The organism is Streptomyces sp. CNQ085, assembly GCF_022614595.1.
GTDB lineage: Bacteria > Actinomycetota > Actinomycetes > Streptomycetales > Streptomycetaceae > Streptomyces.
The window spans coordinates 1-24188 of record NZ_JAJFAU010000007.1 but is presented as its reverse complement, the minus strand read 5'-3'; the positions used below and the strand labels follow the sequence as shown (position 1 = coordinate 24188).

Sequence of the window (24188 nt, the reverse complement as noted above, 5' to 3'; positions counted from 1 at the left end):
GTGCCACCACGGCACCGGCTGCTCTCAGACGGTGATCACCACATCCAGCGGAGCACCTTCCAGCGCGGCCTCCAGCCTGGTCCGGCCGGGCAGGAAGCCCAGCTCCATCAGGACCGCGACCCCGGCGACCTGCGCCCCGGAACGGCGGATCAGGCGCAGCGACGCCTCGGCGGTGCCACCGGTGGCCAGCACGTCGTCGATCACCAGCACCCGGTCCCCGGGGGTGAGGTCCTCGGCGTGAATCTCGATCTCGGCGCTGCCGTACTCCAGCTCGTACGCCTGCGACAGGGTGGCGCCGGGCAGCTTGCCCGCCTTGCGCACCGGGATGAAGCCGACGCCCGCCCGCACCGCGGCCGGGGCGGCCAGGATGAAGCCGCGCGCCTCCAGGCCCACCACCTTGGTGGCGCCGCGCTCCCGGGCGAGGCCGGCCAGCGCGTCGGTGAGGGCGGTGAAGGCCTCGGGGTCGGCCAGGAGCGGGGTGATGTCCTTGAACAGCACTCCCGGCTTGGGGTAGTCGGGCACGTCACGGATTCTGCTGAGCAGCAGGCCGCGCAGCCTCTCGAAGTCGGCGGTGACGGAGATCACCGGATCACCGCCCCCGTCCGGAGGCGCGCCCGCGGCTGCCGGGCTCCGGCGAGCGGGGCCCGCCGACGGATCCGGCCGTCGCGGCGGCCCCGGTGGCCCGCCGCCGTGCGGCGGCGCCCGCGTTCTCGCCCGCCTCCTCGGTGTCCTCGGCCCCGTCGCCGCCCTTGGCCCGCTTGGCCAGCGTCCGCCGGTCGTGGGCCTTGATCTCCGGCGAGCGGAGATTGAAGTCCACCACGATCGGGGTGGCGATGAAGATGGAGGAGAACGTACCGGCGGTGAGGCCGATGAACAGCGACAGCGAGATGTCCTTGAGCATGCCGCCGCCGAGCAGGCCGGTGCCGATGAACAGCAGTCCGGCCACCGGCAACAGGGCGACCACCGAGGTGTTGACGGAACGGACCACGGTGGCGTTGATGCCGAGGTTGGCCAGCTCGCCGTAGGTGTGGCGGTTCTGCTTGAGCAGGCCGCGGGTCTTCTCCTTGACCTTGTCGAAGACCACCACCGTGTCGTACAGCGAGTAACTGAGGATCGTCAGGACGCCGACCACCGTGCCCGGGGTCACCTCGAAGCCCACGATGGCGTAGACGCCGATGGTGACGACCAGGTCGTGCACCAGGGCGCCCATGGCGCCCACCGCCATCCGCCACTCGAAGGCGATGGCCAGGTAGACGCTGACCAGGATCAGGAAGACGACCAGGCCCTGGATCGCCTTGCTGCTCATCTGGTCGCCCCAGCTCGGGCCGACCAGCTCGGTGTCCAGCTCCTGGGTCTCCAGGCCGAGCTGGTCGGCGAGGGCCGCGCGGGTCTTCTCCGACTGCTCGTTGTCCAGCCCGGTGACCTGGATGCGCAGCGCGCCACTGCCCAGCTCCTGGATGCGGGGCTCGGTCCCGGAGACCTCCTGAGCCGTCTCGCGGGCGTCCTCGATCGACATCTGGGTGGGCGGGGTGGTGAAGACGGCCCCGCCCTGGAACTCGATGCCCATGTACAGGCCGCGGGCTCCCAGGCCCACCAGGGAGATCAGCATCAGCAGCAGCGTGACGCCGTACCAGAGCTTCCGCTTTCCGACGAAGTCGTAGCTGGCCTCGCCGCGGTACAGCTTGCCGCCGAGATCACCGAATCGTGACATCTCAGGCCTCCTTCGGTTCGGCGGGGGCGGCGACCGCGGCGCGGCGGCCCCGGTGCAGCGGCGGGGTGACCCCGAGCCGCTTCGGGTCGAGTCCGGACCACGGGTGACCGCTGGTGAAGAACTTCCGGCCGGCCATGATCGTCATCATCGGCTTGGTGAGCAGGAAGACGATGGCCAGGTCCAGCGCCGTCGTCAGGCCGAGCACGAAGGCGAAGCCCTGGACGGAGCCGATCGAGACGATGAACAGCACGATGGCGGCGATGATCGACACCACGTCGGAGACCAGGATGGTCCGCCGGGCGCTCGGCCAGGCTCGCTCGAAGGCGGCCCGGATGGAGCGGCCCTCGCGGATCTCGTCGCGGATCCTCTCGAAGTAGACGATGAAGGAGTCCGTGGTGATACCGATGGCCACGATGGCGCCACAGATGGCCGGCAGGCTCAGCGCGAAGCCGATGGCCGGACCGAGCAGGGCCATGATGACGTAGGTGAGGACGGCCGCGGCCACCAGGCTGGAGATCGCCACCAGCGCCAGCACCCGGTAGTAGAAGAGCAGGTAGGCGACGACCAGCACCAGGCCGATGGCTCCGGCGATCAGGCCCGCCTTGAGCTGCTCGGAGCCGAGCGTGGGCGAGATGGTGGTCACGTTGCTCTCCTCGAAGGAGAGCGGGAGGGCGCCGTAGGAGAGGATGTTGGCCAGTTCCTCGGCGGACTGCTGGTCGAAGCTGCCGGAGATCTCGGCGCTGCCGCCGCCGAGCCGCTCGGAGACACGGGGGGCGGAGACGACCTCGCCGTCCAGCACGATCGCGAACTGGTTGCGCGGCTCGGCCTGGGTGGAGAGCTCCTCGGTGATGTCGGCGAACTTCTCGGCGCCGTCGGAGTCGAACTCCATGGTGACGATCCAGCCCTGGGCACGCTGGTCGTCGAAGAGGGCGGCGGCGTCGGTGACGTCGGTGCCGGGGACGGCGACGGGGCCGAGCCCGTACTTGTACAGCCCGCTCTCGTCACAGGAGACGACGGTCTCGGAGTTCTCCGCCTGGGCGGCGGCCAGGCGGGCCTCGGCGCGGCCCTTGTCGGTGGCGCAGTCCAGCGCGTCGAGCTTCTCCCGCAGACCGGCCGGGATGCCGGCGTCCGGCGCCGGGGCGGGCTGCGAGGCTTCGGGGGCGGCGGGCTCCTCGGCCTCCTCGTCCCCGGAGACGGAGGCCGAGGGGGTGGGCGACCGGGAGTCGTCGGCCAGCAGGTCATCGGTGACGGCGCGGCCCTGGGTGGAGGCTCCGGGCGAGGGTGCCGAGGAGGAGTCGCCGGACTTCTCGGCGTCCTGCGCCTCCTCGGCCTTCTCACCGTTGGCGCCGGACGGGCTCGCCGAGGGGTCCGGCTGGGGGGGCGGGGCCCCGGACGCGACGGTCAGGACCGGGCGGAACGCGAGCTGGGCGGTGGTACCGACCTGCTCGCGGGCCTGCTTCTCGTCGGTGCCGCGCGGGATGTTGATGACGATGTTCTCGGCGCCCTGCGTCCGCACCTCGGCCTCGGCGACGCCCAGACCGTTGACCCGTCGCTCGATGATGGAGACGGCGGTGTTCATGTTGGTCTCGTTGATCGCCTCCTCCTTACCGGGCTGCGCCTTGGCCGTGAGCGTGATGCTCGTACCGCCGGCGAGGTCGATGCCCAGGCGGGGCGTGGTGTGCCCGGAGAGGAACATGCCTCCAGTGAGCGCCACCATCGCCACCAGGATGAGCGCCAGGGAGCGCCACGGCCGTCCCTGGGCGCCCGGTGATCTGCGACCTTTCTTCGGTGCTGCCACCTTCTCGTATCTCCCTGTCCAACCGCCCGCGCTCGAATGGTCGCCGCGCGGCGCGCGAAGTGGTCGTAAGGACATGCGGCGCCGGGCCCGTCGCCGGGGCCGGCGGCGGAGCGACTCACTTGGAGTCGGCGTCGCCCTTCCGCTCGGCGTCCCCGGTCTCCGCCTCGTCGGCGGAGGAGTCCGTCTTGCTCAGGTCGGTCTTGTCCGCGCCACCGTCGGAGACCAGCGAGGAGGCGTCGTCCGGGACGACGGGGGCGTCCGCGTCGTGCTCCGGATCGCCGTTGACGATGCGCTCGTACTCGTCGGCCTCCAGCACCGCGCCGACGGCGTTCTTGGCGTAGATCGCGTGTACGCCCGGCGCGACCTCCAGGAGAACCGTGTCGGAGTGGACCTCCTTCACCAACGCGTACATGCCACCGATAGTACGGATGCCGGTGCCTGGCTCCATCCGGTCGCGCATCTGCACGGCCTGCTGCTGCTTCTTCTTGGCCGAGCGCGTCATCAGGAGCATGGCCCCGATGAGGATGATGAAGGGGAGGAGAAGTCCAATATCCACGGCGGAAGGTTTCCTTCACACGACCGCTGGGAAGCGGCCTGGTATTCGGGGGTGGTCATGCCCTCCGGGGCGGAGGGCATCGGCGGAGTCTAAGCGAGCCCGCGCCTGGGGAACAACGTCAAGCATCGCACTGAGGTTCCGCGAAGGGCGAGTTCGCACGCCGTCACGATCCGAACAGACCGGGCTGGCCCGGCCCGCCCGGGGCGGACGCCGGTGGCTGTCGGGGCGGGGTGAGCCCCATGTGCTCCCAGGCGGCGGGAGTGGCGATCCGGCCCCGGGGGGTACGGGCCAGCAGCCCCTCCCGGACGAGGAACGGCTCCGCGACCTCCTCCACCGTCTCGCGCTCCTCCCCCACCGCGACGGCCAGTGTGGACAGACCTACCGGGCCGCCGCCGAACAGCCTGAGCAGGGCGTCCAGTACTCCGCGGTCCAGGCGGTCCAGGCCGCGGGCGTCCACCTCGTAGACCGCCAGGGCCTGCCCGGCGATCTCCCTGGTGATCAGGCCGTCGGCCCTGACCTGGGCGTAGTCGCGCACCCGGCGCAGCAGCCGGTTGGCGATGCGGGGGGTGCCCCGGGAGCGGCCGGCGATCTCGGCGGCGCCCTCGGCGTCCATCTCCACGTCCAGCAGCCGGGCGGAGCGGTGGATGACCCGCTCCAGCTCGGCCGGCTCGTAGAACTCCATGTGGGCGGTGAAGCCGAAGCGGTCGCGCAGCGGCGGAGGCAGCAGGCCGGCCCGGGTGGTGGCGCCGACCAGGGTGAAGGGCGGCAGTTCCAGCGGGATGGCGGTGGCGCCCGGGCCCTTGCCGACGATGACGTCGACGCGGAAGTCCTCCATCGCCATGTAGAGCATCTCCTCGGCGGGCCGCGACATGCGGTGAATCTCGTCGAGGAAGAGGACCTCGCCCTCGGTGAGGGAGGAGAGGATCGCGGCCAGGTCCCCGGCGTGCTGGATGGCCGGTCCGGAGGTGATGCGGATGGGGGCGCCCATCTCCGCCGCGATGATCATGGACAGGGTGGTCTTGCCCAGGCCCGGGGCGCCGGAGAGCAGCACGTGGTCGGCGGTGCCGCCGCGGGCGCGGGCGGCGCGCAGCACCAGATCGAGCTGCTCGCGCACCTTGGACTGCCCGACGAACTCCGCCAGGTCCTTGGGGCGCAGCGCGGCCTCGACGGCGGTGTCCTCGCCGTCGGCGGCCGCTCCCACCAGGCGCTCGGCGCTTCCTTCGGCGTGGCCGTGGTGGTCCTCCCAGGTCATGACGGCCTCCTCGGGCTGACTGCCGAGGCGGTGGCCGGCCCGGCGATCGGGGCGGCGGGCCGGCCGTGGGTCCGGTCCGCGGGGCGGGGCGGGGGGTGCGGCGTCATGGTCGGTCTCTCATCGGTCCGTCGCCGGTCCGTGCCGCCGGGGCGGTACGGACCGGCGTCTCAGCGTGCGCGGTTGAGTGTCTGCAGGGCGGAGCGGAGGAGCTGGGGCACCGGCGGCCGGCCGCCCTCGGCCAGCACCGCCTCGGCCTGCGGGGTGACGGCGGTGACCGCGTCCTCGGCCTGGCGGGGGGCGTAGCCCAGGCCCACCAGGGCGGCGTGCAGCTGCTCACGCCAGCCGGGCTCGTCCGCCGCCGGGCCGGAGCCGCGGCCGGCCGCCGCGCCCGTGACGGCCGCCGGCTCACCGAGCCTGTCCTTCAGCTCCAGCAGGAGCTTCTGCGCGCCCTTCTTCCCGATACCGGGGACGGTGGTGAGCGCCTTCTCGTCCCCGGTGGAGACCGCCAGCCGCAGTGCGTCGGGGCTGTGGACGGCGAGCATGGCCTGAGCCAGCCGCGGGCCGACACCGCTGGCGGTCTGGAGCAGTTCGAAAACCTGTCGCTCGTCGTCGGCGGCGAAGCCGTAGAGCGTCAGGGAGTCCTCACGGACCACCAGCGAGGCGGCCAGCCTGGTGTGTTCGCCGACGCGCAGGCCGGCGAGGGTGGCGGGGGTGCAGTGGAGCGCCATGCCGACGCCGCCGACCTCGATCACAGCGGTGTCCGGGGAGAGGGCGGCGACCGGTCCGGATACGAAGGCGATCATCGGCTGTCCTCCGAGGTGCGCCGGGTTCTCCGGGCGGGCGCGGCCTCCGGCGCGGGCACCGGGACCGGCTCCGCTCCAACCGCCGCGGACGCGACCGGGGCGGCGCGGGCCTGGCGGTGGTGGATCTGCTGGTGCCCGGCCTGCCGGTGGTGGGCCTGCTGGAGCCTGGCCCGCCGGAGCCGGTCCTGGGCGGGGGCGCGCCAGATGTGGCAGATGGCCAGTGCCAGGGCGTCGGCGGCGTCGGCGGGCTTGGGCGGGGCGTCCAGCCGCAGCAGTCTGGTGACCATCGCACCCACCTGGGCCTTGTCCGCCCGGCCGGTGCCGGTGACGGCGGCCTTGACCTCACTGGGGGTGTGCAGGACGACCGGAAGGCCGCGCCGGGCCGCGCAGAGCATGGCGACCGCGCTGGCCTGCGCGGTGCCCATCACGGTGCGGACGTTGTGCTGGCTGAACACGCGCTCGACAGCGACGACATCGGGCCGGTACTCCTCCAGCCACTCCTCCAAGCCGCGCTCGACGAGCACCAGCCGCTCGGGGACCTCGGCATCGGCGGAGGTCCGCACGACGCCGACCCCGTCCATCCGCAGCGGCCGGCCGGCCACCCCCTCCACCACGCCGATGCCGCAGCGGGTCAGCCCCGGGTCCACGCCGAGTACGCGCACCGCGGCCCCCTTCCGTCCACTGATCGTTCGATCGCCTGTTCCCGCAGGCTATCGGCTGCCACCGACAACGCCGGAGGGCGCCGCGGAAGAGGGTCGGCGCCGGGCCTCGCACCGGGCGTCGGAACGCGCTCCGGTTCGGATGCCCCGGGGATCAGCCCTCGACCTTGGTCATGACGTCGTCGGACACGTCGAAGTTGGCGAAGACGTTCTGCACGTCGTCGCTGTCCTCCAGCGCGTCGATCAGCTTGAAGATCTTGCGGGCGCCCTCCTCGTCCAGCTCCACCTGCATGGTGGGGACGAAGTTCGCGTCCGCCGAGTCGTAGTCGACGCCCGCCTTCTGCAGCGCGGTGCGCACCTCGACCAGATCACTCGCCTCGCTGATGACCTCGAAGGACTCGCCGAGGTCGTTGACCTCCTCGGCACCCGCCTCCAGAACGGCGGCCAGCACGTCGTCCTCGGTCAGGTCGCCCTTGGGGACGATCACGACGCCCTTGCGGTTGAACAGGTAGGACACCGATCCCGGGTCGGCCATGGAGCCGCCGTTGCGGGTCATGGCGACGCGCACGTCGGAGGCCGCGCGGTTGCGGTTGTCGGTGAGGCACTCGATCAGGACCGCGACGCCGTTGGGACCGTAGCCCTCGTACATGATCGTCTGGTAGTCGGCGCCGCCCGCCTCCAGGCCCGCGCCCCGCTTGACCGCGCGGTCGATGTTGTTGTTGGGGACGGAACTCTTCTTCGCCTTCTGGATGGCGTCGTAGAGGGTGGGGTTGCCGTCGGGGTCGGCACCGCCCATCCGGGCCGCGACCTCGATGTTCTTGATCAGCTTGGCGAAGAGCTTGCCGCGCTTGGCATCGATCACGGCCTTCTTGTGCTTGGTGGTCGCCCACTTGGAATGGCCGGACACAGCCTCGCTCCTTCATGTCGCCAACGGGGGAATCAACGGGCCGATACTACAGCCGGTGACACCGGCGGATCACCGTGCGGCCGAGCCCACCATCGCGGTGAAGAGCCGGTGGACGCGATGGTCTCCGGTGAGTTCGGGGTGGAAGGCGGTCGCCAGCAGGGCTCCCTGGCGCACGGCGACGGGATGGCCGTCGAAGGCCGCCAGCACCTCCACGTCCGCGCCGGTGGACTCCACCCAGGGCGCGCGGATGAAGACGCCCTCGACCGGCCCGCCCTCGACCCCGGCCACGTCCACGGACGCCTCGAAGGACTCGTTCTGCCGTCCGAAGGCGTTGCGGCGCACGATCATGTCGATCCCGCCGACCGTCTCCTGGCCGGACCGGGGATCGAGGATCTTGTCGGCGAGCATGATCATGCCCGCGCAGGACCCGTAGGCGGGCATGCCCGAGCGGACGCGCTCGCGCAGCGGCTCCATCAGCCCGAAGGCGATGGCCAGCTTGGAGATGGTGGTGGACTCGCCGCCGGGGATCACCAGGCCGTCGGCCTCGGCGAGCTCCCCGGGGCGGCGGACGGCGCGGGCCTCGGCGCCGGCCGCCTCCAGCGCGGCGAGGTGTTCGCGGACATCGCCCTGGAGGGCGAGGACTCCGATGGCGGGGGTGGTCACGGGGCGCACCTCTTCGGGGAACACGTACGGGACGGCGTGGGGGAAGGAGGGGACGGCCGGGGCGGCCCGCGGTGTGCGGGCCGCCCGGGTGATGGGAGGCGCGGTGTGCGCCGCGGCTCACCAGCCGCGGCCGGCGAACCTCTCGGCCTCGGTCAGGGTGTCGCAGTTGATGCCGACCATGGCCTCACCCAGGCCGCGGGAGGCGTCCGCGACGGCCTTGGGGTCGTCGAAGAAGGTGGTGGCCTTCACGATGGCGGCGGCGCGCCTGACCGGGTCGCCGGACTTGAAGATGCCCGAGCCGACGAAGACGCCCTCGGCGCCGAGCTGGCGCATCAGCGCGGCGTCGGCCGGGGTGGCCACGCCGCCGGCGGAGAACAGCACCACCGGCAGCTTGCCCAGCTCGGCGACCTCGCGGACCAGCTCGTAGGGGGCGCGCAGCTCCTTGGCGGCGGCGTACAGCTCGTTGTTGTCGTAGCCGCGCAGGCGGGCGATCTCGTTCTTGATCTGGCGCAGATGACGGACGGCCTCGACGACATTGCCGGTGCCGGCCTCGCCCTTGGAGCGGATCATGGCCGCGCCCTCGGCGATCCGGCGCAGGGCCTCGCCCAGGTTGGTGGCGCCGCAGACGAAGGGCGTGGTGAAGGCCCACTTGTCGCTGTGGTTGACCTCGTCGGCGGGGGTGAGGACCTCGGACTCGTCGATGTAGTCCACACCGAGCGCCTGGAGCACCTGGGCCTCGACGAAGTGGCCGATGCGGGACTTGGCCATCACCGGGATGGAGACGGCGTCGATGATCCCCTCGATCATGTCCGGGTCGGACATGCGGGCGACCCCGCCGTCCTTGCGGATGTCGGCGGGCACCCTCTCCAGGGCCATGACCGCGACGGCTCCGGCGTCCTCGGCGATCTTCGCCTGCTCCGGCGTGACCACGTCCATGATCACACCGCCCTTGAGCTGTTCGGCCATGCCGCGCTTGACGCGCGCGGTGCCGGTCTCGGGCGTCGGTACGGAGGCGGTTTCGGACGTGCTGGAAGGCGTGGTGGACAAGGTGCGACCTCACTCGGCGACGGTGAACAGCGTTTTTGGGACGGGTCGGGACGGCAGGGGCGCCGGACGGCGCCGGATCGCGTACGGCCGGAAGGCCCACGCCGATGTGCGCGGTAGCCGTACGGTGAACCCATCGTAGGCCCGTTCGATTCCCCATCGGATCCGCCATCCGGTCCAGTTCACGGTGATCCCTGCTACAGAACCGATGAAACGGGGCGAGCGGCCCGCATGAAAAGGGCCAATCGGAAGTCAGTGGCCTTCTCTCGGGAGGCCTGTCCGGTCCGCCAGGACCGCCGGCGGCTCGTCGTCCATCTCGAAGGCCAGCGGGAAGGGCGCATGCCCGGCCAGCCGGAACCAGCGCACCTTGCGGTGGCGGCGCAGCGCGCGGGCGGCCCGTACCGCGTCGTTGTGGAAACGCCGCGCCATGGGCACCCGGCGCACCGCGGCGGCCAGCTCCTCGGCGGTCGCCTCGCCCCCGGGCGCCGCCCGTACCGCCTCCAGCTGCGTGCTCTCGGCGAACACCGCGCGCAGGGCCTGGCTGAGCTCGCTCTCGGCGACCTCCCGGTGCTCCTCCTCGGCCTGTCGGGCGTCATGGGCGGCCTGGTACAGGACGATGGAGGCGGCCGGGTCCAGCACCCCCGCGGTGGCCAGCTCCTGGGCGACGGAGGCACGCCGCAGCAACTGCGCGTCCAGGGCCGCGCGGGCCGCGTCGAGACGGGCGTGCAGCCGGTCCAGACGTCCGGCGGTCCAGCTCAGGTAGACGGCGACGAGCAGCAGCGCCGCCGCGATCCAGACGATCGTGGTCACGGTCGGAAGGTCCCCCCGGGTTCAGTCACGTGCCAGGCCCAGCCGGGCGCGCAACCCCGTCCGCTCGTCCGGCGCGACCGAGGCGGCGCCGTCGGCGACGGTCTCGTAGACAGCGAGGATGTCCGCGCCGACGGTGGACCAGTCGAAGCGGCGCACGTGGCGGCTGCCGCGCCCGCGCAGCTCCGCGCGCCACTCCGGGGCGCTCAGCAGGCGCACCGCGGTGGCGGCCAGCCCGTCGGCGTCCTCGTTGGCGTACAGCTCGCCGGCCTCTCCCCCGTCCAGCACCTGGGCGAAGGCGTCCAGATCGCTGGCGAGCACCGGGGCCCCGGCCGACATCGCCTCCACCAGGATGATGCCGAAGGACTCGCCGCCGGTGTTGGGGGCGATGTACAGGTCCACGCTGCGCAGCAGCCGCGCCTTGTCCTCGTCGCTGACCATGCCCAGGAACTCCACGCGGTCGCGCAGCTCGCCCGGCAGGCCGGCGACGGCCTCCTCCTCGTCGCCGCGCCCGGCCACCAGCAGCCGGGTGCCGGGGCGCTCCGCGAGGATGCGCGGAAGCGCCCGCATCAGCACGGGCAGGCCCTTGCGTGGCTCGTCGATGCGCCCTATGAAGCCGATGGTGTTCTCTCCGTCGCGGCCCTGCCACTCGGCCTTGGGCTCGGCGCCGGCGAAGAAGTCCACGTCCACGCCGTTGGGGATGACGACCGCGTCCCCGCCCAGGTGCTCGACCAGGGTGCGGCGGGCGTACTCGCTGACGGCGATCCGTGCGCTGATCTTCTCCAGCGCGGGCTGCAGGATCGGATAGGCGGCGATCATCGCCCGCGAGCGCGGATTGGAGGTGTGGAAGGTGGCCACGATCGGTCCCTGCGCCGCCCAGCAGGCCAGCAGGGAGAGCGAGGGAGTGGCGGGCTCGTGGATGTGCAGCACGTCGAAGGCGCCCTCGTGCACCCAGCGGCGCACCCTCGCCGCCGACAGGAAGCCGAAGTTCAGCCGGGCGACCGAGCCGTTGTACGGGACGGGGACGGCCCGCCCGGCCGGCACGACGTACGGCGGCAGGGGTGTCCCCTCCTCGGCCGGGGCGAGGACCGACACCTCGTGCCCGAGGCCGGTGAGGTGCTGGGCCAGGTCCCGGATGTGGAACTGGACGCCGCCGGGGACGTCCCAGGAGTAGGGACAGACGATGCCGATCCTCACCGCTCCCCCGCCTCCCGGCCAGCCGGATCCGGCCCCGCGTCCGTTCCGGTCCGCGGCACGAGATCGGCCGACCACAGTCTCTGCAGCATGTGCCAGTCCTCGGGGTGCTCGGCGATACCGGCCGCGAAGCCGTCCGCCACCGCCTGGGTCATGGCCGCGGCCTTCTCCCGGCGGGTGCCCTCGGCGGGCGCTTCCACCGGCGGCAGGACGCGCCCCTTCATCACGGGCGTCTCGTCGAACCACAGGTGCGCCGGCAGCAGCGCGGCCCCGGTCTGCAGCGCCAGCATGGCGGGGCCGGCCGGCATCCGGGCCGGTTCCCCGAAGAAGTCGACCTCGACGCCGGAGGAGGACAGGTCCCGGTCGGCCACCAGGGCCACCAGCCCGCCCGCCCGCAGCCGCCGGGCCAGGGTGCCGAAGGCCGCGCCGCCGGTGTGCGGCAGCACCTCCATGCCCAGGCCCTCGCGGTAGGCGACGAAGCGGTCGTACAGGCTCTCGGGCTTGAGGCGCTCGGCGACGGTGGTGAACGGGATACCCAGGCCGGTGGTGAGGTAGGCGCCGGCCAGGTCCCAGTTGGCCATGTGCGGCAGCGCCAGGATCACGCCGCGGCCCGATCCGAGCGTGCCGGTGAGCCGGTGCAGGTCGGTGACCTCGACTCCGTCGCGGACGCGCGCCTCCTCCCACGCCGGCAGCCGGAAGGACTCCATCCAGTAGCGCAGGTACGAGCGCATGCCCGCGCGGGACAGCTCCGCCAGCCGCTCGGGTCCCGCCCCGGGAACCACCCGGGCGTAGTTGGCCTCCAGACGCAGCACGCCCTGACCGCGGCGCCGCCAGGCCGCGTCGGCGATGACGCGGCCCAAGGCCGCGGCGGCGGGCTCGGGGAGTCGCTTGACCGCACCCCAGCCGAGCCCGTACAGGGCGTCCGTCGTCCGCTCCCTCATGAGCTGCCGCCCCCCTGCCCGGTCGCGGCGGCTCCGTCCCGGCCCGGCCCCGTGGTCCCTCCCACGTCCCGGCCGGCGTCGGCTTCGGCCGCCTCCCGCCGGACCGTCACCATCCGCTGCAGGATCGTCACCAGGCTGCCCGCGGCCACCGCCCACAGGGCCACGGGCAGCAGGACCCCGATGTACGGGACGCCGAAAGTCGTCTCGAACCCGGCGAGCCCGGCGCACACCAGGGTGATCACCAGCCGCTCGGCGCGCTCGACCAGGCCGTTGACGTTCACCGGCAGGCCGATGCTCTCGCCTCGCGCCTTGGTGTACGACACGACCTGGCCGCTCGCCAGGCAGAAGATCGCCACCGCGCACAGCACCGGGTCGTCGCCCCGGCCCGCGTACCAGAGCGCGATGCCGCCGAAGACGGCCGCGTCGGCGACGCGGTCCAGGGTGGAGTCGAGGAACGCACCCCAGCGGCTGGAGCGGCCCGACTGCCGCGCCATGGTGCCGTCGACCAGGTCGGAGAAGACGAACAGGGTGATGACGACGGTGCCCCAGAAGAACTCGCCGCGGGGGAAGAAGGCCAGCGCCCCCGCCATGACTCCGCCGGTGCCGATGAGCGTGACCGTGTCGGGGCTGACTCCCAGCCGGAGGAGCAGAGCGGCGAACGGCGTGAGAACACGCGTGAAGAACGCACGCGCGTACTTGTTCAGCATGGCCTTCCCGGAAGTCGAGGTGGGCCGGCGGCCGGGGGGCCGTCGGCGCGCCCATCGTAGCCAGCCGCACCCGGGGCGCCGCCGGTGCGTCACGGTGCCCGCGACCGCGGGTACCGATGAGCTGGCAGAGAAGGTCGCTTCCGCCCCGTCGGAACGGCTTCGCCAGTAAATGAACTCCTCACACGAGCTTGTTCCCGAAAGTCGTGAATGCCACGTATGGACGGACCCCGGTGGCGGTGGAAAGCTCGGAGGAGCACGTCTTGTGCGATCCGGCACACGACCATCCCACCCAGCCGCACGGACCGGGAGGCGGACGACATGGGCGACAGGACGAGTACGCACAACGGGGCCGCGGGGAGGGCGCCGGTGGCCGACCGGCCCGGCTCCATACGGAACGTGGTGCTGGTCGGCCACAGCGGCGCTGGGAAGACGACCCTGGTCGAGGCACTCGCCCAGGCCTCGGGCGCGCTAGGACGCGCGGGCCGGGTCGAGGACGGCACCACCGTCTCCGACCACGACGAAACCGAGCACCGGCAGCAGCGCTCGGTCCAGCTCTCCCTGGTCCCCGTGGAATGGGACGGCGTCAAGGTGAACCTCCTGGACACCCCCGGCTACGCCGACTTCACCGGGGAGCTGCGGGCCGGTCTGCGGGCGGCGGATGCGGCCCTCTTCGTCGTCTCGGCCGCCGACGGCGTGGACGGATCGACCCGGCTGGTGTGGGAGGAGTGCGCCGCGGTCGGGATGCCGCGCGCCATCGTCGTCACCCGTCTGGAGGCGTCGCGCGCCGACTTCGGGGAGATGACCGACGTCTGCCGACGGGTCTTCGGCGGCGACGACCCCGACGCGGTACTCCCGCTGTACCTGCCCCTGCGCGGGGAGCCGGGACCCGACGGGCACGCACCGGTCGCCGGGCTGGTCGGGCTGCTGTCGCGGCGGGTCTGCGACTACTCCGCCGGCGAGCGGGCCGAGCGCGACCCGGACCCCGGGCACCTTCCGCTGATCGCCGGCGCCCGGGCCCGGCTGATCGAGGGCATCATCGCCGAGAGCGAGGACGAGACGCTGATGGAGCGCTACCTCGGCGGCGCGGACGTCGAGGTGGGAACGCTGGTGCGGGACCTGGAGAAGGCCGTCGCCCGCGGTGTGTTCCACCCCGTCCTGGCCGCGGCCCCCGGCGTGGAGGGGGCCCGGCAGGGGCTGGGCACGGTGGAGCTGCTGGAACTGGTCACCCGCGGCTTCCCCACTCCCGGGGAACGTGAGGTCCCCCCGGTCACGACCCCCGACGGCAGGCCCCGCCCCCCGCTGGAGTGCGACCCCGACGGCCCGCTGGCGGCCGAGGTGATCAGGACGTCCTCCGACCCCTACGTCGGGCGGATGTCGCTGGTACGGGTCTTCTCCGGCACTCTGCGCCCGGACATACCCGTGCACGTGTGCGGCCACGGTCTGACCGGCCACGACGGCACCCCCACCGGGCGGCCCCACGACGCGGATGAGCGCGTCGGCACCCTGACCAGCCCCTTCGGCGGGCAGCAACGGCACCTGCCGCTGGCCGTGGCGGGCGATCTGGCCTGTGTCGCCAAACTCTCCCGCGCGGAGACCGGCGATACCCTGTCGGACAAGGGCGACCCACTGGTGATGGAGCCGTGGGTGATGCCCGACCCGCTGCTGCCGGTGGCCGTCCAGGCCCATGCCAGGAGCGACGAGGACAGGCTCTCCCAGGGACTGGCCCGGTTGACCGCCGAGGACCCCACCCTGCTCCTGGAGCAGAACCCCGACACCCGTCAGCTGGTGCTGTGGTGCATGGGCGAGGCTCACCGGGACGTGGCGCTGGAGCGGCTGCGCGCCCGCTACGGCGTCCGGGTCGACGCCGTGCCCCACAGGGTGGCCCTGCGCGAGACCTTCGCCGAGCGGGCCACCGCGCGGGGACGGCACGTCAAGCAGTCCGGCGGTCACGGCCAGTACGCCGTCTGCGAGATCACCGTGGAGCCGCTGCCGGCCGGCTCGGGCGTGGAGTTCGCCGACAAGGTGGTGGGAGGCGCGGTGCCGCGCCAGTTCATCCCTTCGGTGGAGAAGGGGGTGCGGACCCAGGCCGCGCGCGGGGTGGCCACCGGGCATCCGCTGGTGGACGTGCGCGTCACTCTCGTCGACGGCAAGGCGCACTCGGTGGACTCCTCCGACGCGGCCTTCCAGACGGCTGGCGCCCTGGCCCTGCGGGAGGCCGCCGCGGGCGCGCGCATCCACCTGCTGGAGCCGGTCGACGAGGTGCGGGTGACGGTCGCCGACGAGTACGTGGGCCCGGTGATGAGCGATCTGTCGGGGCGGCGCGGCCGGGTGGTGGGCACCGAGCAGATCTCCGGCGGCGGCGCCCTGGTGCGCGCGGAGGTCCCCCGGTCGGAGATCGGCCGCTACGCGGTGGACCTGCGCTCCCTCTCGCACGGCACGGGCCGCTTCTCCCGCTCCCCCCTGCGCCACGAACCGGTGCCGCGGCAGGTCGCCGAGCGAATCCGCGGGCAGGCCGAAAGCCGCGTGGCGTGACACCCCGGTGACGGTACGCTGAACGCTGCGACGTCGGGCCCGGCACAGACGGGCGCCGACAGGTGTGCGGCGGCCCGTGGTTGGGAACGGTCGGTACGAGCCTGACGTCGGACGGCGCGAGCGGAGTGGGGGCACCAGTGGCGGGCTTCGATGACGGGAGCGGCGCGTACGACTTCAGTCCCGGCGCGCAGGTCCCGTTGACCGGTTCGGGCGGCGGGCAGACCGCCCCCACCCAGGCGCTGGCCTCGGCCGCCTATCGCGACGGCCCGGTGACGGACCTGCTCGCGGCGAACGAGGGCGCCAAGGCCTCGGCGCCCCGCTTCTCGCTGTTCGAGCCGAATCTGGGCGAGGCGTTCTCCCACGCGGTCCGGACACGGATGCTCGGCGGCGCCCGCAAGGCGATGATCCAGTCCTTCGGCTGCGAGCCGCAGGTCGTGGTCGAGCACTGCCTGGCGGCCGACCGCATCCGCCGGGAGCGCGACGCCCGGCTGACGGCGGTGATGGTGCTCTTCGGAGTGCTCTTCCTGCCCGGTGTCCTGCTGTGGCTCGGGGGCTTCCAGCTGCGCCGCACCCTGGCGGGCTCGCAGGACCGCCGGGCCGGGGCGCTGGGCATGGGCGTGATCGTCGCACTCGGCGTGCTGGCGGCGGTCTTCGTGCTGCGGCTGCCGTTCACCGGTTTCTGGGCGATCTACCTGCGCGTGATGCTGGTCGCCCCGGTCGTGGGCTGGCTGCTGGCCAAGCAGATCTGCGAGCGCTATGCCAAGGACCTGCGCTCCCGCTGGGAGGGCCTGCTGTCGGGCGGCGGCGTCGGCGCCAAGATCCCCGAGGCGGTGCCGTACGCCCCCGGCGACGCCGGCGCGGAGAGCATAAGGTTGAATCTGGCCAAGCTGGCGGCCGAGCAGCGCAGCAACATAGTCTTCTACGCCGGCCCCAGGGGAATACTCGGCATGGGCCCGCGCTGGGGCAGCTGGCAGCTCGCCGAGGAGCTGGTGCCGGCCTCCCCCGGCACCGAGATCAACCCCTTCCGCAGCTGGGACGTGGCGCGCGCGATCCACGACCAGCTGCGGATGCTGGAGCGCACCCCGCTGCACACCGGCGGTTTCCCCAAGCCCTCCGTCCGGCACTGGGTGGCCGTCCATGTCGGGGAGGGCGCCTCGGGGGTCTCCCGGCCCGAGGGGCAGAACGTCGAGGCGTACAGCTACAAGGAGTTCGAGGTCCAGCGGATCTGCAACGAGCAGCAGTTCGACAGCGGCAACCGCCACTACCTCGGCGTCCAGTTCGTGCTGTGGGACGGCCAGCTCGTGCTGAACATGCTGATCAGCGTCACCGTGCTGCACCACACCCTGCGCATCGAGGTCACCGGCCACGCGCTCGGGCCGATCAGCTCGGTGTTCTTCTCCAAGCCGTCGCCGAGGAAGAAGACGGTCTCCAAGTCCATCCGGTTCTGGGAGACCAAGGACATCGAGCTGCCGCTGATCCAGTCCGCTGAGGTGGTGCGGCTGGCGGTGCGCGCGCCGCTGACGTGGTTCCCCCCGGTGCTGGACTTCCTGGGCGGCAAGCTGAGCCTTCCCGAGCCCTTCGGGCTGCGGCACGTGTGGGCCGACAGGCCCTGGCGCCACCGTTTCATGGCCGACGACACCCTGCGGGCGGCCACCCCGGTGCTGCGGGTGGTGCACGCGGCGACCCTGAAGGTACTGAAGGAGAACAACGTGGACATCGAGAAGTTCGGTGCCCGTTCCCTGAACCTCAGCGGTCAGGTGCAGGCGGCCGAGCCGGGCAACGCCGACGTGTACAACGCCCCCTGAACCCGAGCCGCCGCCCGCGCCCCGCGGGCGGCGGCTCGGGTTCAGGGGGCTCAGGCACCCGCGGGCCACTTCTCGGCCAGCATCCGCCGGGTGTCGGCCAGCAGTTGCGGCAGCACCTTGGTGTGGCCCACCACCGGCATGAAGTTGGTGTCGCCTCCCCAGCGCGGCACGATGTGCTGGTGGAGGTGGGCAGCGATCCCGGCGCCCGCGACCTCGCCCTGGTTCATGCCGATGTTGAACCCCTGTGCCCCGGAGGCCGCGCGCAGCGCCTTCATGGCCCGCTTGGTGTAGTCGCCCAGCTCCACCGTCTCCTGAGCGGTGAGGTCGGTGTAGCCGGCGACGTGCCGGAAGGGCACCACCATCAGATGGCCGCCGTTGTACGGGTAGAGGTTGAGCACCGCGTACACCAGCTCGCCGCGGGCGATCACCAGCCCGTCCTCGTCGGACTTGGCCGGGATCGTGCAGAACGGGCAGCCGTCACCGGCGCCCGGGCCGCTCGGCTTGTTCTCCCCCTGGATGTAGGCCATCCGGTGGGGCGTCCACAGACGCTGGAAGGCGTCCGGCGACCCCACTCCGATCTGCTGCTCCGGCTCGCTGCTCATGCGGGCCAGCATAGGACTTCACCGCACCTCGACGGGCCGGTGGGGCCGGACGACGAGGGCGTGCCCGCGGAGCACACCGCTGCGCGGGCACGCCCTCGTCCGGCGGTCAGACCTGGACACGGTCCTCGACGGCCTTGGCGATCTCCGCGATCGCCTCGTCGACCGGCACGCCGTTCTTCTGCGAGCCGTCGCGGTAACGGAAGCTGACCGCGCCCGCCACCATGTCGTCGTCACCGGCGATGACCATGAACGGCACCTTGCCCTTCTGCGCGTTCCTGATCTTCTTCTGCATCCGGTCCGAGGAGGAGTCCACCTCCACCCGGAGCCCCTTCGCCCTCGCCCGGGCCGCGAACTCCTCCAGGTAGGGCACATGGGTGTCGCCGATCGGGATGCCGACCGCCTGGACCGGGGCCAGCCAGGCCGGAAAGGCGCCCGCGTAGTGCTCCAGCAGCACGGCGAAGAACCGCTCGATGGAGCCGAACAGCGCGCGGTGGATCATCACCGGCCGCTGCCGGGAGCCGTCGGGGGCGGTGTACTCCAGGTCGAAGCGCTCGGGAAGGTTGAAGTCGACCTGGATGGTCGACATCTGCCAGGTCCGGCCGATGGCGTCACGCGCCTGCACCGAGATCTTCGGGCCGTAGAAGGCGGCGCCCCCCGGGTCCATGACCAGCTCCAGCCCCTGCTTCCCGGCGGCCCGGCGCAGGGTCTCGGTGGCCTCCTCCCAGTTCTCGTCCGTCCCGATGAACTTCTCCGGGTCCTTGGTGGACAGCTCCAGGTAGAAGTCCTCCAGACCGTAGTCGCGCAGCAGGTTCAGCACGAAGGTGAGCAGCGAGTCGAGCTCGTCAGCCATCTGCTCCTTGGTGCAGTAGATGTGCGCGTCGTCCTGAGTGAAGCCCCGGGCCCGGGTCAGGCCGTGGACGACGCCCGACTTCTCGTAGCGGTAGACCGTGCCGAACTCGAACAGCCGCAGCGGCAGCTCGCGGTAGGAGCGTCCCCGCGCGTCGAAGATCAGGTTGTGCATGGGGCAGTTCATGGGCTTGAGGTAGTAGTCCACGCCCTCGTCGAGCTGCATGGGCGGGTACATGCCGTCGGCGTACCAGTCCAGGTGGCCCGACTTCTCGAACAGCTTCCCCTTGGTGGCGTGCGGGGTGTAGACGAACTCGTAGCCCGCCTCCTCGTGCCGCCTGCGCGAGTAGTCCTCCATGGTGCGGCGGATGATGCCGCCCCTGGGGTGGAAGACAGCCAGACCGGAGCCGATGTCCTCCGGGACGGAGAACAGGTCCAGCTCCGCGCCGAGCCTGCGGTGGTCGCGCTTCTCCGCCTCGGCCAGGAACTCCAGGTACGCCTTCAGTTCGTCCTTCGAGGGCCAGGCGGTGCCGTAGATCCGCTGGAGCTGCGGGTTCTTCTCACTGCCCCGCCAGTACGCGGCGGCCGACCGCATCAGTTTGAACGCCGCAACGGTGCGGGTGGTGGGCAGGTGCGGACCGCGGCACAGGTCCTTCCAGCACAGCTCGCCGGTCTTGGCGTCGAGGTTGTCGTAGATGGTCAGCTCACCCGCGCCGACCTCGGCCGAGGCACCCTCGGCGGCCTCGGCCGCGTTGCCCTTGAGTCCGATCAGCTCCAGCTTGTACGGCTCGCCGGCCAGTTCCTCGCGGGCTTCCTCGTCACCGGTCACGCGGCGGGAGAAACGCTGGCCGCGCTTGACGATCTCCTGCATCCGCTTCTCGATGCGCTTGAGGTCGTCCGGGGTGAACGGCTCGGCGACGTCGAAGTCGTAGTAGAAGCCATCCTTGATCGGCGGGCCGATACCGAGCTTGGCCTCGGGGAAGAGGTCCTGCACGGCCTGGGCCATGACGTGCGCGGTGGAGTGCCGCAGGATGTTCAGCCCGTCCTCGGAGGAGATCTCCACGGGCTCGACCTCGTCACCGTCGGCGACGGCGTACGCCAGGTCCTTCAGCTGCCCGCCGACGCGGGCGGCGACGATCGAGCGGTCGCCGGAGAAGAGTTCGGCGGCCGTGGTGCCCGTGGTCACCACGCGTTCTTCCCGCTCGGAATCGCGTTGGATGATCACACGGACGTCCGTCACCGGTCTCTCCTGACTGCTGTCGTCTCGGGTCTCCCCGTCTCGGGATCGGCCCGAAGCGCGGACGATCGCCGCGCACCGTGAATCGTACCGAGCCGGACGCCCCGGCCGCGAAACGGTTACGGCCCGGTCCAGGGCCACCGGGGTTGGCCGCGAGCCGGGCGAGGTATCAAGACGGGCGACGGGCGTACGCGCCGCCGTACGCGCCCGTCCGCCGGGACGGTCCCGGTCTCGACACGGAGGGGAAGCAGAGCATGACGGTGTGGTACGAGGGGCCGCTCGCCGCATTCGACACCGAGACCACGGGGGTGGACCCGGAGCGTGACCGGATCGTCTCGGCCGCGCTGGTGGTGCAGGACGCGCCGGGGGCGCCGGTGCGCGCCGTGCGCTGGCTGGTGGATCCGGGGGTGCCGGTGCCCGAGGGGGCGGCGGCGGTGCACGGGCTGACCGGGGAGTACCTGCGCGAGCACGGCCGACGCCCGGCGGACGCGGTCGGTGAGGTCGCGAGAGCCCTGGCGGAGCGCGCGTCCGAGGCGCTGCCGCTGGTGGTGATGAACGCGCCGTTCGATCTGACGCTCCTGGACCGGGAGTTGCGGCGGCACCACGGCACCGCGCTGACCGAGGCCGTCGCCTCCCTCCCGCTGTACGTACTGGACCCGCGGGTGCTGGACAAGTATCTGGACCGCTACCGCAAGGGCCGCCGCACCCTGGCCGCGCTGTGCGAGCACTATGGCGTGGAACTGGCCGGGGCCCACGACGCCGCCGCCGACGCCACGGCCGCGCTCGAGGTCGTGCGGGAGGTGGGGCGCCGCCACGCGCAGCGGCTGTCCTCGCTGACGCCGGCCGAGCTGCACACCCTTCAGTCGGTCTGGCACGCGGCCCAGGCGCGCGGTCTGCAGGCGTGGTTCGCCCGTAACGGATCCGACGAGAGGGTCGACCCGGCGTGGCCGCTGCGGACGGAGGTCCCGACCGCGGTCTGAGGACGGGCCGGGGCTGTCGGGAGGGACGGGCCGGGAATGCCGGCGCGAAACGCGGGAGGCCGGTTCCGACGAACGGAACCGGCCTCCGGGCGGTGGGCGATACTGGGATCGAACCAGTGACCTCTTCGGTGTGAACGAAGCGCTCTCCCGCTGAGCTAATCGCCCTTGCGGTGCCTGCGGCACGACGAGAACCATACAGGGATCGCGGGTGTTCATCCAAACTCCTCATCCGCGCCCCCTGCGAACCCTGCCCGGCGGACGGCGCGGCCCGCGCGTGCCGGACCCCCGCCCACCGACCCGGCCGCTCCCCGTCACCGCTCCTGGAAGTCGGTCTTGGCCTCGATGCCGGGACTCCCCTTCTCGGACAGGTCCATGATCCTGTTGATCAGGTCGGCCCGGTCCTGCGCACCCCACCAGGAGGTGCGGATGGCCACCTTGCCGTCCGCACCTCCGTCGCCGCCGCATCCGGAGGCGAGCGAGCAGCCCCAGCGCGGCCAGGCCGGCTCCCGGGACCCGCAGACCCGTGGCCCCACTCCGTCGAGAACTCATCGAAACGCCCCTCCCGGGCGGGTTCGTCTCGCCACCCCGGTTGTTCGGGACGTTTTAGGCAAGCGCTTGCCGGGTTAACCCCGGGACGCACGGCAGAGGCGTCAACGGTCCGGACGGAATTCACCGGCGGGCATCCGGAGCGTGTGCGGGCGGACACGGAGAGGCCGGCGTCCCGACAGACTCGCAGCCTGTCAGGAAACCGGCCTTCGGTGGGCGATACTGGGATCGAACCAGTGACCTCTTCGGTGTGAACGAAGCGCTCTCCCGCTGAGCTAATCGCCCGGGCGCGGCGACAACATTACCGCATGTCAGCGACTGCCCGTGACACCCCTCACGTCCGCCGCCGGGCCTCCCGCCGGCTCAGTTCGCGATGTCCCACGGCATCGCCATCCCGTACCGCGCCAGGTACAGGCCCACCAGGACCGCGGCGACGGCCACGCCGAGCGCCGTGAGCGTCACGTTGCGACGCCGCACCTTCGGGTCGAGTGCGCGCCTGGCCGCCTCGGAGACCTTCCGCCGCGTCCACCGCAGGACGATCTGAGCCCAGACGAACTCCGTGGCCCAGACCGCCAGCCCCGTGAAGATCACCAGCCAACCCGGCCCCGGCAGCGCCAGCATCAGCACTCCTGCGAACACGATGGCGAGCCCGACCAGGAAGACCCCCACCTGCCAGCTCAGATGGAGTGCCCGGGACGCCTTGATGAAGTGCGGCGCCCGTGAACCGAGGGCCCGTTCCTTACTCTCGGTTTCCACCCGCCCCAGATTACCCGAGGCTCCCACATCGTTCACTCGAACAGGCCACCGACTAAATCCCCATTCCTCCATCCGAACGATGTGAAGGGAAACAAAAGGGGCAGAGGGGTTTACACCTCTCCTGTGGGTGGCATGTCGATTTCGCCGACGTGCGAATCCCCGAGCGCACACTGAGCGAAAGGCCCTGGCGCTTATGAACACCACGGTCAGCTGCGAGCTGCACCTGCGCCTCGTTGTATCGAGCGAGTCCTCCCTGCCTGTACCCGCGGGCCTGCGGTACGACACGGCCGATCCCTACGCCGTGCACGCCACCTTCCACACCGGCGCCGAGGAGACCGTCGAGTGGGTCTTCGCCCGCGATCTCCTGGCCGAAGGCCTGCACCGTCCCACAGGCACCGGCGATGTCCGTGTCTGGCCGTCCCGCAGCCACGGCCAGGGCGTCGTCTGCATCGCCCTCAGCTCGCCGGAGGGCGAGGCGCTGCTGGAGGCCCCCGCGCGAGCCCTGGAATCCTTCCTCAAGCGAACGGACGCCGCCGTCCCCCCCGGCACCGAGTACCGGCACTTCGACCTCGACACCGAGCTCTCCCACATCCTCGCGGAGAGCTGACAGACACCGGTCTCCCGCTGCCGTCCGACTCGGGGCGACGGCTCGGGACCCGGCCCCTCCCGCCCAGCGACGGCGACGCCGCCGCCACGTACCACCGTGGTGGCGGCGTCGCCGTGTCCGGGAGAGGCTAGAGTCTCACCGCAGCAAGGCCCGCAGGGCTGCCGATGAGGAACCGGCCAGGGAGCGACGACCGTGCTGATCAACCATGACACCCGGTGCGCTCTCGACATCGTCGTCGACCTCCTGAACACCGCGCCCGACGAGCACTCCCCCGACATGCTCACCGATGTCGGCGCGCTGCGCGCCTTCGTCGAGCGCAACGCCGTCAGCGACGTGGGCGAGCTGGACGGGGCGGATCTGGCCGCCGTAAGGGACGTGCGCGAGGAGTTCGGGCGGGTCTTCGCCGCCTCCGGCGCACACCGTGCGGCCGAGCTCGTGAACACACTGGTCGCCGCCGCCGGCACCACGCCCCGGCTCACCGACCACGACGGCTACGACTGGCACATCCACTACTTCGCCCCCGGCGCCTCCCTCGCCGACCACCTCGCCGCGGACGGCGGCATGGCCCTGGCCTTCCTGATCGTCGCCGGGGAGCGCGAGCGGCTGCGCCGATGCGCCGCCCCCGACTGCCGGCGCGCCTTCGTGGACCTGTCCCGCAACCGCTCGCGCCGCTACTGCGACAGCCGCACCTGCGGCAACCGCCTGCACGTGGCCGCCTACCGGGCGCGGCGGCGCGAGGCCTCCGAGAGCTGACCGGGGGGCGGGCACGTGCAGGCGGTTGCCCGGGGCCGGGACGCGGCGGTCAGAGCAGAAACAGGTCGTGCACCGCCGCCAGGAAGACCAGCGCGCCGACGACGGCCAGGAAGAGCGCCAGCGGCGGCTGGGAGAAGGCGAACAGGCAGCCGCGAGGCTCGGACGGTTCGGCGGCGGGTCCGCCGGGCCGAGTACCGGGCCCGGCCTCGCGCGGGGCGCCGGGAGCGGAGCCCTCCGGTGTGTCGGTGGTGTCGCGCATCTCGCCGCGATGATGGCGCGGAGCGGAGCGCGGTTCAACACACCATCGCGCGCGTACGGTTCACCGGATTCAGATGCCGTGTTTCTTCAGAATCGCTTCGATGTCCGAGAAGTCGTCCGTGTCGGTCGCCCCCGCCGGTCGCTTCTCACGGCCCCTGTCCTTCCCGGAGCCCTCGCCGCCGAGGGCCGGCGGGGAGGCGCCGGGCTCCGCCGCGCGGCGCGGC

At 72.1% G+C, this 24188-nt stretch carries 23 protein-coding genes, 2 tRNA genes and 1 pseudogene; 5 read left to right on the top strand and 21 right to left on the bottom strand.

What is annotated here, in order from left to right:
* Positions 1–24: 24 nt before the first annotated feature.
* The 14 genes and pseudogenes from LJ221_RS02785 to pgsA form a co-directional block, all read right to left on the bottom strand.
* Positions 25–585, bottom strand: a complete 561-nt coding sequence (locus LJ221_RS02785) for an adenine phosphoribosyltransferase (RefSeq protein WP_241713408.1) — start codon at positions 583–585, stop codon at positions 25–27.
* A 4-nt stretch (positions 586–589) separates the two neighbouring features.
* Complete coding sequence (secF, locus tag LJ221_RS02780; RefSeq protein WP_241713407.1) at positions 590–1711, bottom strand: protein translocase subunit SecF; 1122 nt, start codon at positions 1709–1711, stop codon at positions 590–592.
* Between the two features lies 1 nt (position 1712).
* A complete protein-coding gene (gene secD / locus LJ221_RS02775; RefSeq protein ID WP_241713406.1) occupies positions 1713–3509 on the bottom strand; it encodes a protein translocase subunit SecD in 1797 nt (598 codons plus the stop codon).
* 115 nt (positions 3510–3624) lie between these two features.
* Positions 3625–4065, bottom strand: a complete 441-nt coding sequence (gene yajC, locus LJ221_RS02770; protein ID WP_241713405.1) for a preprotein translocase subunit YajC — start codon at positions 4063–4065, stop codon at positions 3625–3627.
* Between the two features lie 163 nt (positions 4066–4228).
* Entirely contained in the window at positions 4229–5317 is a 1089-nt protein-coding gene (gene ruvB / locus LJ221_RS02765; RefSeq protein ID WP_241713404.1) for a Holliday junction branch migration DNA helicase RuvB, read from the bottom strand.
* A 167-nt stretch (positions 5318–5484) separates the two neighbouring features.
* A complete protein-coding gene (ruvA, locus tag LJ221_RS02760) occupies positions 5485–6120 on the bottom strand; it encodes a Holliday junction branch migration protein RuvA (protein ID WP_241713403.1) in 636 nt (211 codons plus the stop codon).
* A 167-nt stretch (positions 6121–6287) separates the two neighbouring features.
* Positions 6288–6782, bottom strand: a pseudogene (gene ruvC / locus LJ221_RS02755) (crossover junction endodeoxyribonuclease RuvC); the annotation flags it as partial.
* Between the two features lie 151 nt (positions 6783–6933).
* Positions 6934–7686: a YebC/PmpR family DNA-binding transcriptional regulator gene (locus LJ221_RS02750; protein WP_241713399.1), complete on the bottom strand. Its 753-nt coding sequence runs from the start codon at positions 7684–7686 to the stop codon at positions 6934–6936.
* A gap of 69 nt (positions 7687–7755) precedes the next feature.
* The gene (pdxT, locus tag LJ221_RS02745) at positions 7756–8349 is read right to left on the bottom strand and encodes a pyridoxal 5'-phosphate synthase glutaminase subunit PdxT (protein ID WP_241713397.1); all 594 of its coding nucleotides are present in this window, start codon (positions 8347–8349) and stop codon (positions 7756–7758) included.
* A 117-nt stretch (positions 8350–8466) separates the two neighbouring features.
* The gene (gene pdxS, locus LJ221_RS02740) at positions 8467–9396 is read right to left on the bottom strand and encodes a pyridoxal 5'-phosphate synthase lyase subunit PdxS (protein WP_302851939.1); all 930 of its coding nucleotides are present in this window, start codon (positions 9394–9396) and stop codon (positions 8467–8469) included.
* 249 nt (positions 9397–9645) lie between these two features.
* Positions 9646–10203 (bottom strand): hypothetical protein, encoded by a 558-nt coding sequence (locus tag LJ221_RS02735; RefSeq protein ID WP_241713395.1) that lies wholly within the window; start codon positions 10201–10203, stop codon positions 9646–9648.
* Between the two features lie 21 nt (positions 10204–10224).
* Positions 10225–11397 (bottom strand): glycosyltransferase family 4 protein, encoded by a 1173-nt coding sequence (locus LJ221_RS02730; protein ID WP_241713393.1) that lies wholly within the window; start codon positions 11395–11397, stop codon positions 10225–10227.
* Positions 11394–12335 (bottom strand): phosphatidylinositol mannoside acyltransferase, encoded by a 942-nt coding sequence (locus LJ221_RS02725; protein WP_241713392.1) that lies wholly within the window; start codon positions 12333–12335, stop codon positions 11394–11396. Before LJ221_RS02725 ends, LJ221_RS02730 begins: the two co-directional genes overlap by 4 nt.
* Positions 12332–13042 carry a phosphatidylinositol phosphate synthase gene (gene pgsA / locus LJ221_RS02720; protein ID WP_241713390.1) on the bottom strand — a complete coding sequence of 237 codons (711 nt, stop codon included), beginning with the start codon at positions 13040–13042 and terminating at the stop codon, positions 12332–12334. The genes LJ221_RS02725 and pgsA overlap by 4 nt, the downstream gene beginning before the upstream one ends.
* Before the next feature lie 318 nt (positions 13043–13360).
* Here pgsA and LJ221_RS02715 point away from each other — a divergent pair, with 318 nt between their 5' ends.
* Complete coding sequence (locus LJ221_RS02715) at positions 13361–15574, top strand: elongation factor G-like protein EF-G2 (protein ID WP_241713389.1); 2214 nt, start codon at positions 13361–13363, stop codon at positions 15572–15574.
* A 137-nt stretch (positions 15575–15711) separates the two neighbouring features.
* On the top strand, positions 15712–17379 hold the full coding sequence (locus LJ221_RS02710) for a hypothetical protein (RefSeq protein ID WP_241713388.1): 1668 nt from the start codon (positions 15712–15714) through the stop codon (positions 17377–17379).
* 50 nt (positions 17380–17429) lie between these two features.
* Here the strand turns inward: LJ221_RS02710 and LJ221_RS02705 are convergent, their stop codons facing one another.
* Together LJ221_RS02705 and thrS are read right to left on the bottom strand one after the other, a co-directional pair.
* Positions 17430–17993, bottom strand: coding sequence for an HIT domain-containing protein (locus tag LJ221_RS02705; protein WP_241713387.1), 564 nt, complete (start codon positions 17991–17993; stop codon positions 17430–17432).
* A gap of 94 nt (positions 17994–18087) precedes the next feature.
* The gene (gene thrS / locus LJ221_RS02700) at positions 18088–20067 is read right to left on the bottom strand and encodes a threonine--tRNA ligase (protein WP_241713386.1); all 1980 of its coding nucleotides are present in this window, start codon (positions 20065–20067) and stop codon (positions 18088–18090) included.
* A 251-nt stretch (positions 20068–20318) separates the two neighbouring features.
* Here thrS and LJ221_RS02695 point away from each other — a divergent pair, with 251 nt between their 5' ends.
* Entirely contained in the window at positions 20319–21044 is a 726-nt protein-coding gene (locus LJ221_RS02695) for an exonuclease domain-containing protein (protein ID WP_241713385.1), read from the top strand.
* A 93-nt stretch (positions 21045–21137) separates the two neighbouring features.
* Here the strand turns inward: LJ221_RS02695 and LJ221_RS02690 are convergent.
* The 4 genes from LJ221_RS02690 to LJ221_RS02675 form a co-directional block, all read right to left on the bottom strand.
* A tRNA-Val gene (locus tag LJ221_RS02690) sits at positions 21138–21209 on the bottom strand.
* Positions 21210–21355: 146 nt separating this feature from the next.
* The gene (locus LJ221_RS02685) at positions 21356–21577 is read right to left on the bottom strand and encodes a hypothetical protein (RefSeq protein ID WP_241713384.1); all 222 of its coding nucleotides are present in this window, start codon (positions 21575–21577) and stop codon (positions 21356–21358) included.
* A 226-nt stretch (positions 21578–21803) separates the two neighbouring features.
* Positions 21804–21875: transfer RNA gene (locus LJ221_RS02680), tRNA-Val, on the bottom strand.
* A gap of 78 nt (positions 21876–21953) precedes the next feature.
* Positions 21954–22418, bottom strand: coding sequence for a TIGR02611 family protein (locus LJ221_RS02675; protein ID WP_374228356.1), 465 nt, complete (start codon positions 22416–22418; stop codon positions 21954–21956).
* 121 nt (positions 22419–22539) lie between these two features.
* Here LJ221_RS02675 and LJ221_RS02670 point away from each other — a divergent pair, with 121 nt between their 5' ends.
* Both LJ221_RS02670 and LJ221_RS02665 read left to right on the top strand, forming a co-directional pair.
* Positions 22540–22953 (top strand): SsgA family sporulation/cell division regulator, encoded by a 414-nt coding sequence (locus LJ221_RS02670; protein ID WP_241713381.1) that lies wholly within the window; start codon positions 22540–22542, stop codon positions 22951–22953.
* Between the two features lie 192 nt (positions 22954–23145).
* Positions 23146–23706, top strand: coding sequence for a CGNR zinc finger domain-containing protein (locus LJ221_RS02665; RefSeq protein WP_241713379.1), 561 nt, complete (start codon positions 23146–23148; stop codon positions 23704–23706).
* A gap of 49 nt (positions 23707–23755) precedes the next feature.
* On the opposite strand, the gene LJ221_RS02660 is transcribed toward LJ221_RS02665, so the two are convergent.
* Positions 23756–23965, bottom strand: coding sequence for a hypothetical protein (locus LJ221_RS02660; RefSeq protein WP_241713378.1), 210 nt, complete (start codon positions 23963–23965; stop codon positions 23756–23758).
* Positions 23966–24188 lie beyond the last annotated feature (223 nt).

Excerpts from the sequence above, each read along its gene's own strand:
- secF (WP_241713407.1), bottom strand. The coding sequence starts at position 1,711 with ATGTCACGATTCGGTGATCTCGGCGGCAAGCTGTACCGCGGCGAGGCC.
- ruvB (WP_241713404.1), bottom strand. The coding sequence starts at position 5,317 with ATGACCTGGGAGGACCACCACGGCCACGCCGAAGGAAGCGCCGAGCGC.
- ruvA (WP_241713403.1), bottom strand. The coding sequence starts at position 6,120 with ATGATCGCCTTCGTATCCGGACCGGTCGCCGCCCTCTCCCCGGACACC.
- LJ221_RS02725 (WP_241713392.1), bottom strand. The coding sequence starts at position 12,335 with ATGAGGGAGCGGACGACGGACGCCCTGTACGGGCTCGGCTGGGGTGCG.
- pgsA (WP_241713390.1), bottom strand. The coding sequence starts at position 13,042 with ATGCTGAACAAGTACGCGCGTGCGTTCTTCACGCGTGTTCTCACGCCG.
- LJ221_RS02715 (WP_241713389.1), top strand. The coding sequence starts at position 13,361 with ATGGGCGACAGGACGAGTACGCACAACGGGGCCGCGGGGAGGGCGCCG.
- LJ221_RS02705 (WP_241713387.1), bottom strand. The coding sequence starts at position 17,993 with ATGCTGGCCCGCATGAGCAGCGAGCCGGAGCAGCAGATCGGAGTGGGG.
- LJ221_RS02695 (WP_241713385.1), top strand. The coding sequence starts at position 20,319 with ATGACGGTGTGGTACGAGGGGCCGCTCGCCGCATTCGACACCGAGACC.
- LJ221_RS02675 (WP_374228356.1), bottom strand. The coding sequence starts at position 22,418 with ATGGAGGAATGGGGATTTAGTCGGTGGCCTGTTCGAGTGAACGATGTG.
- LJ221_RS02670 (WP_241713381.1), top strand. The coding sequence starts at position 22,540 with ATGAACACCACGGTCAGCTGCGAGCTGCACCTGCGCCTCGTTGTATCG.
- LJ221_RS02660 (WP_241713378.1), bottom strand. The coding sequence starts at position 23,965 with ATGCGCGACACCACCGACACACCGGAGGGCTCCGCTCCCGGCGCCCCG.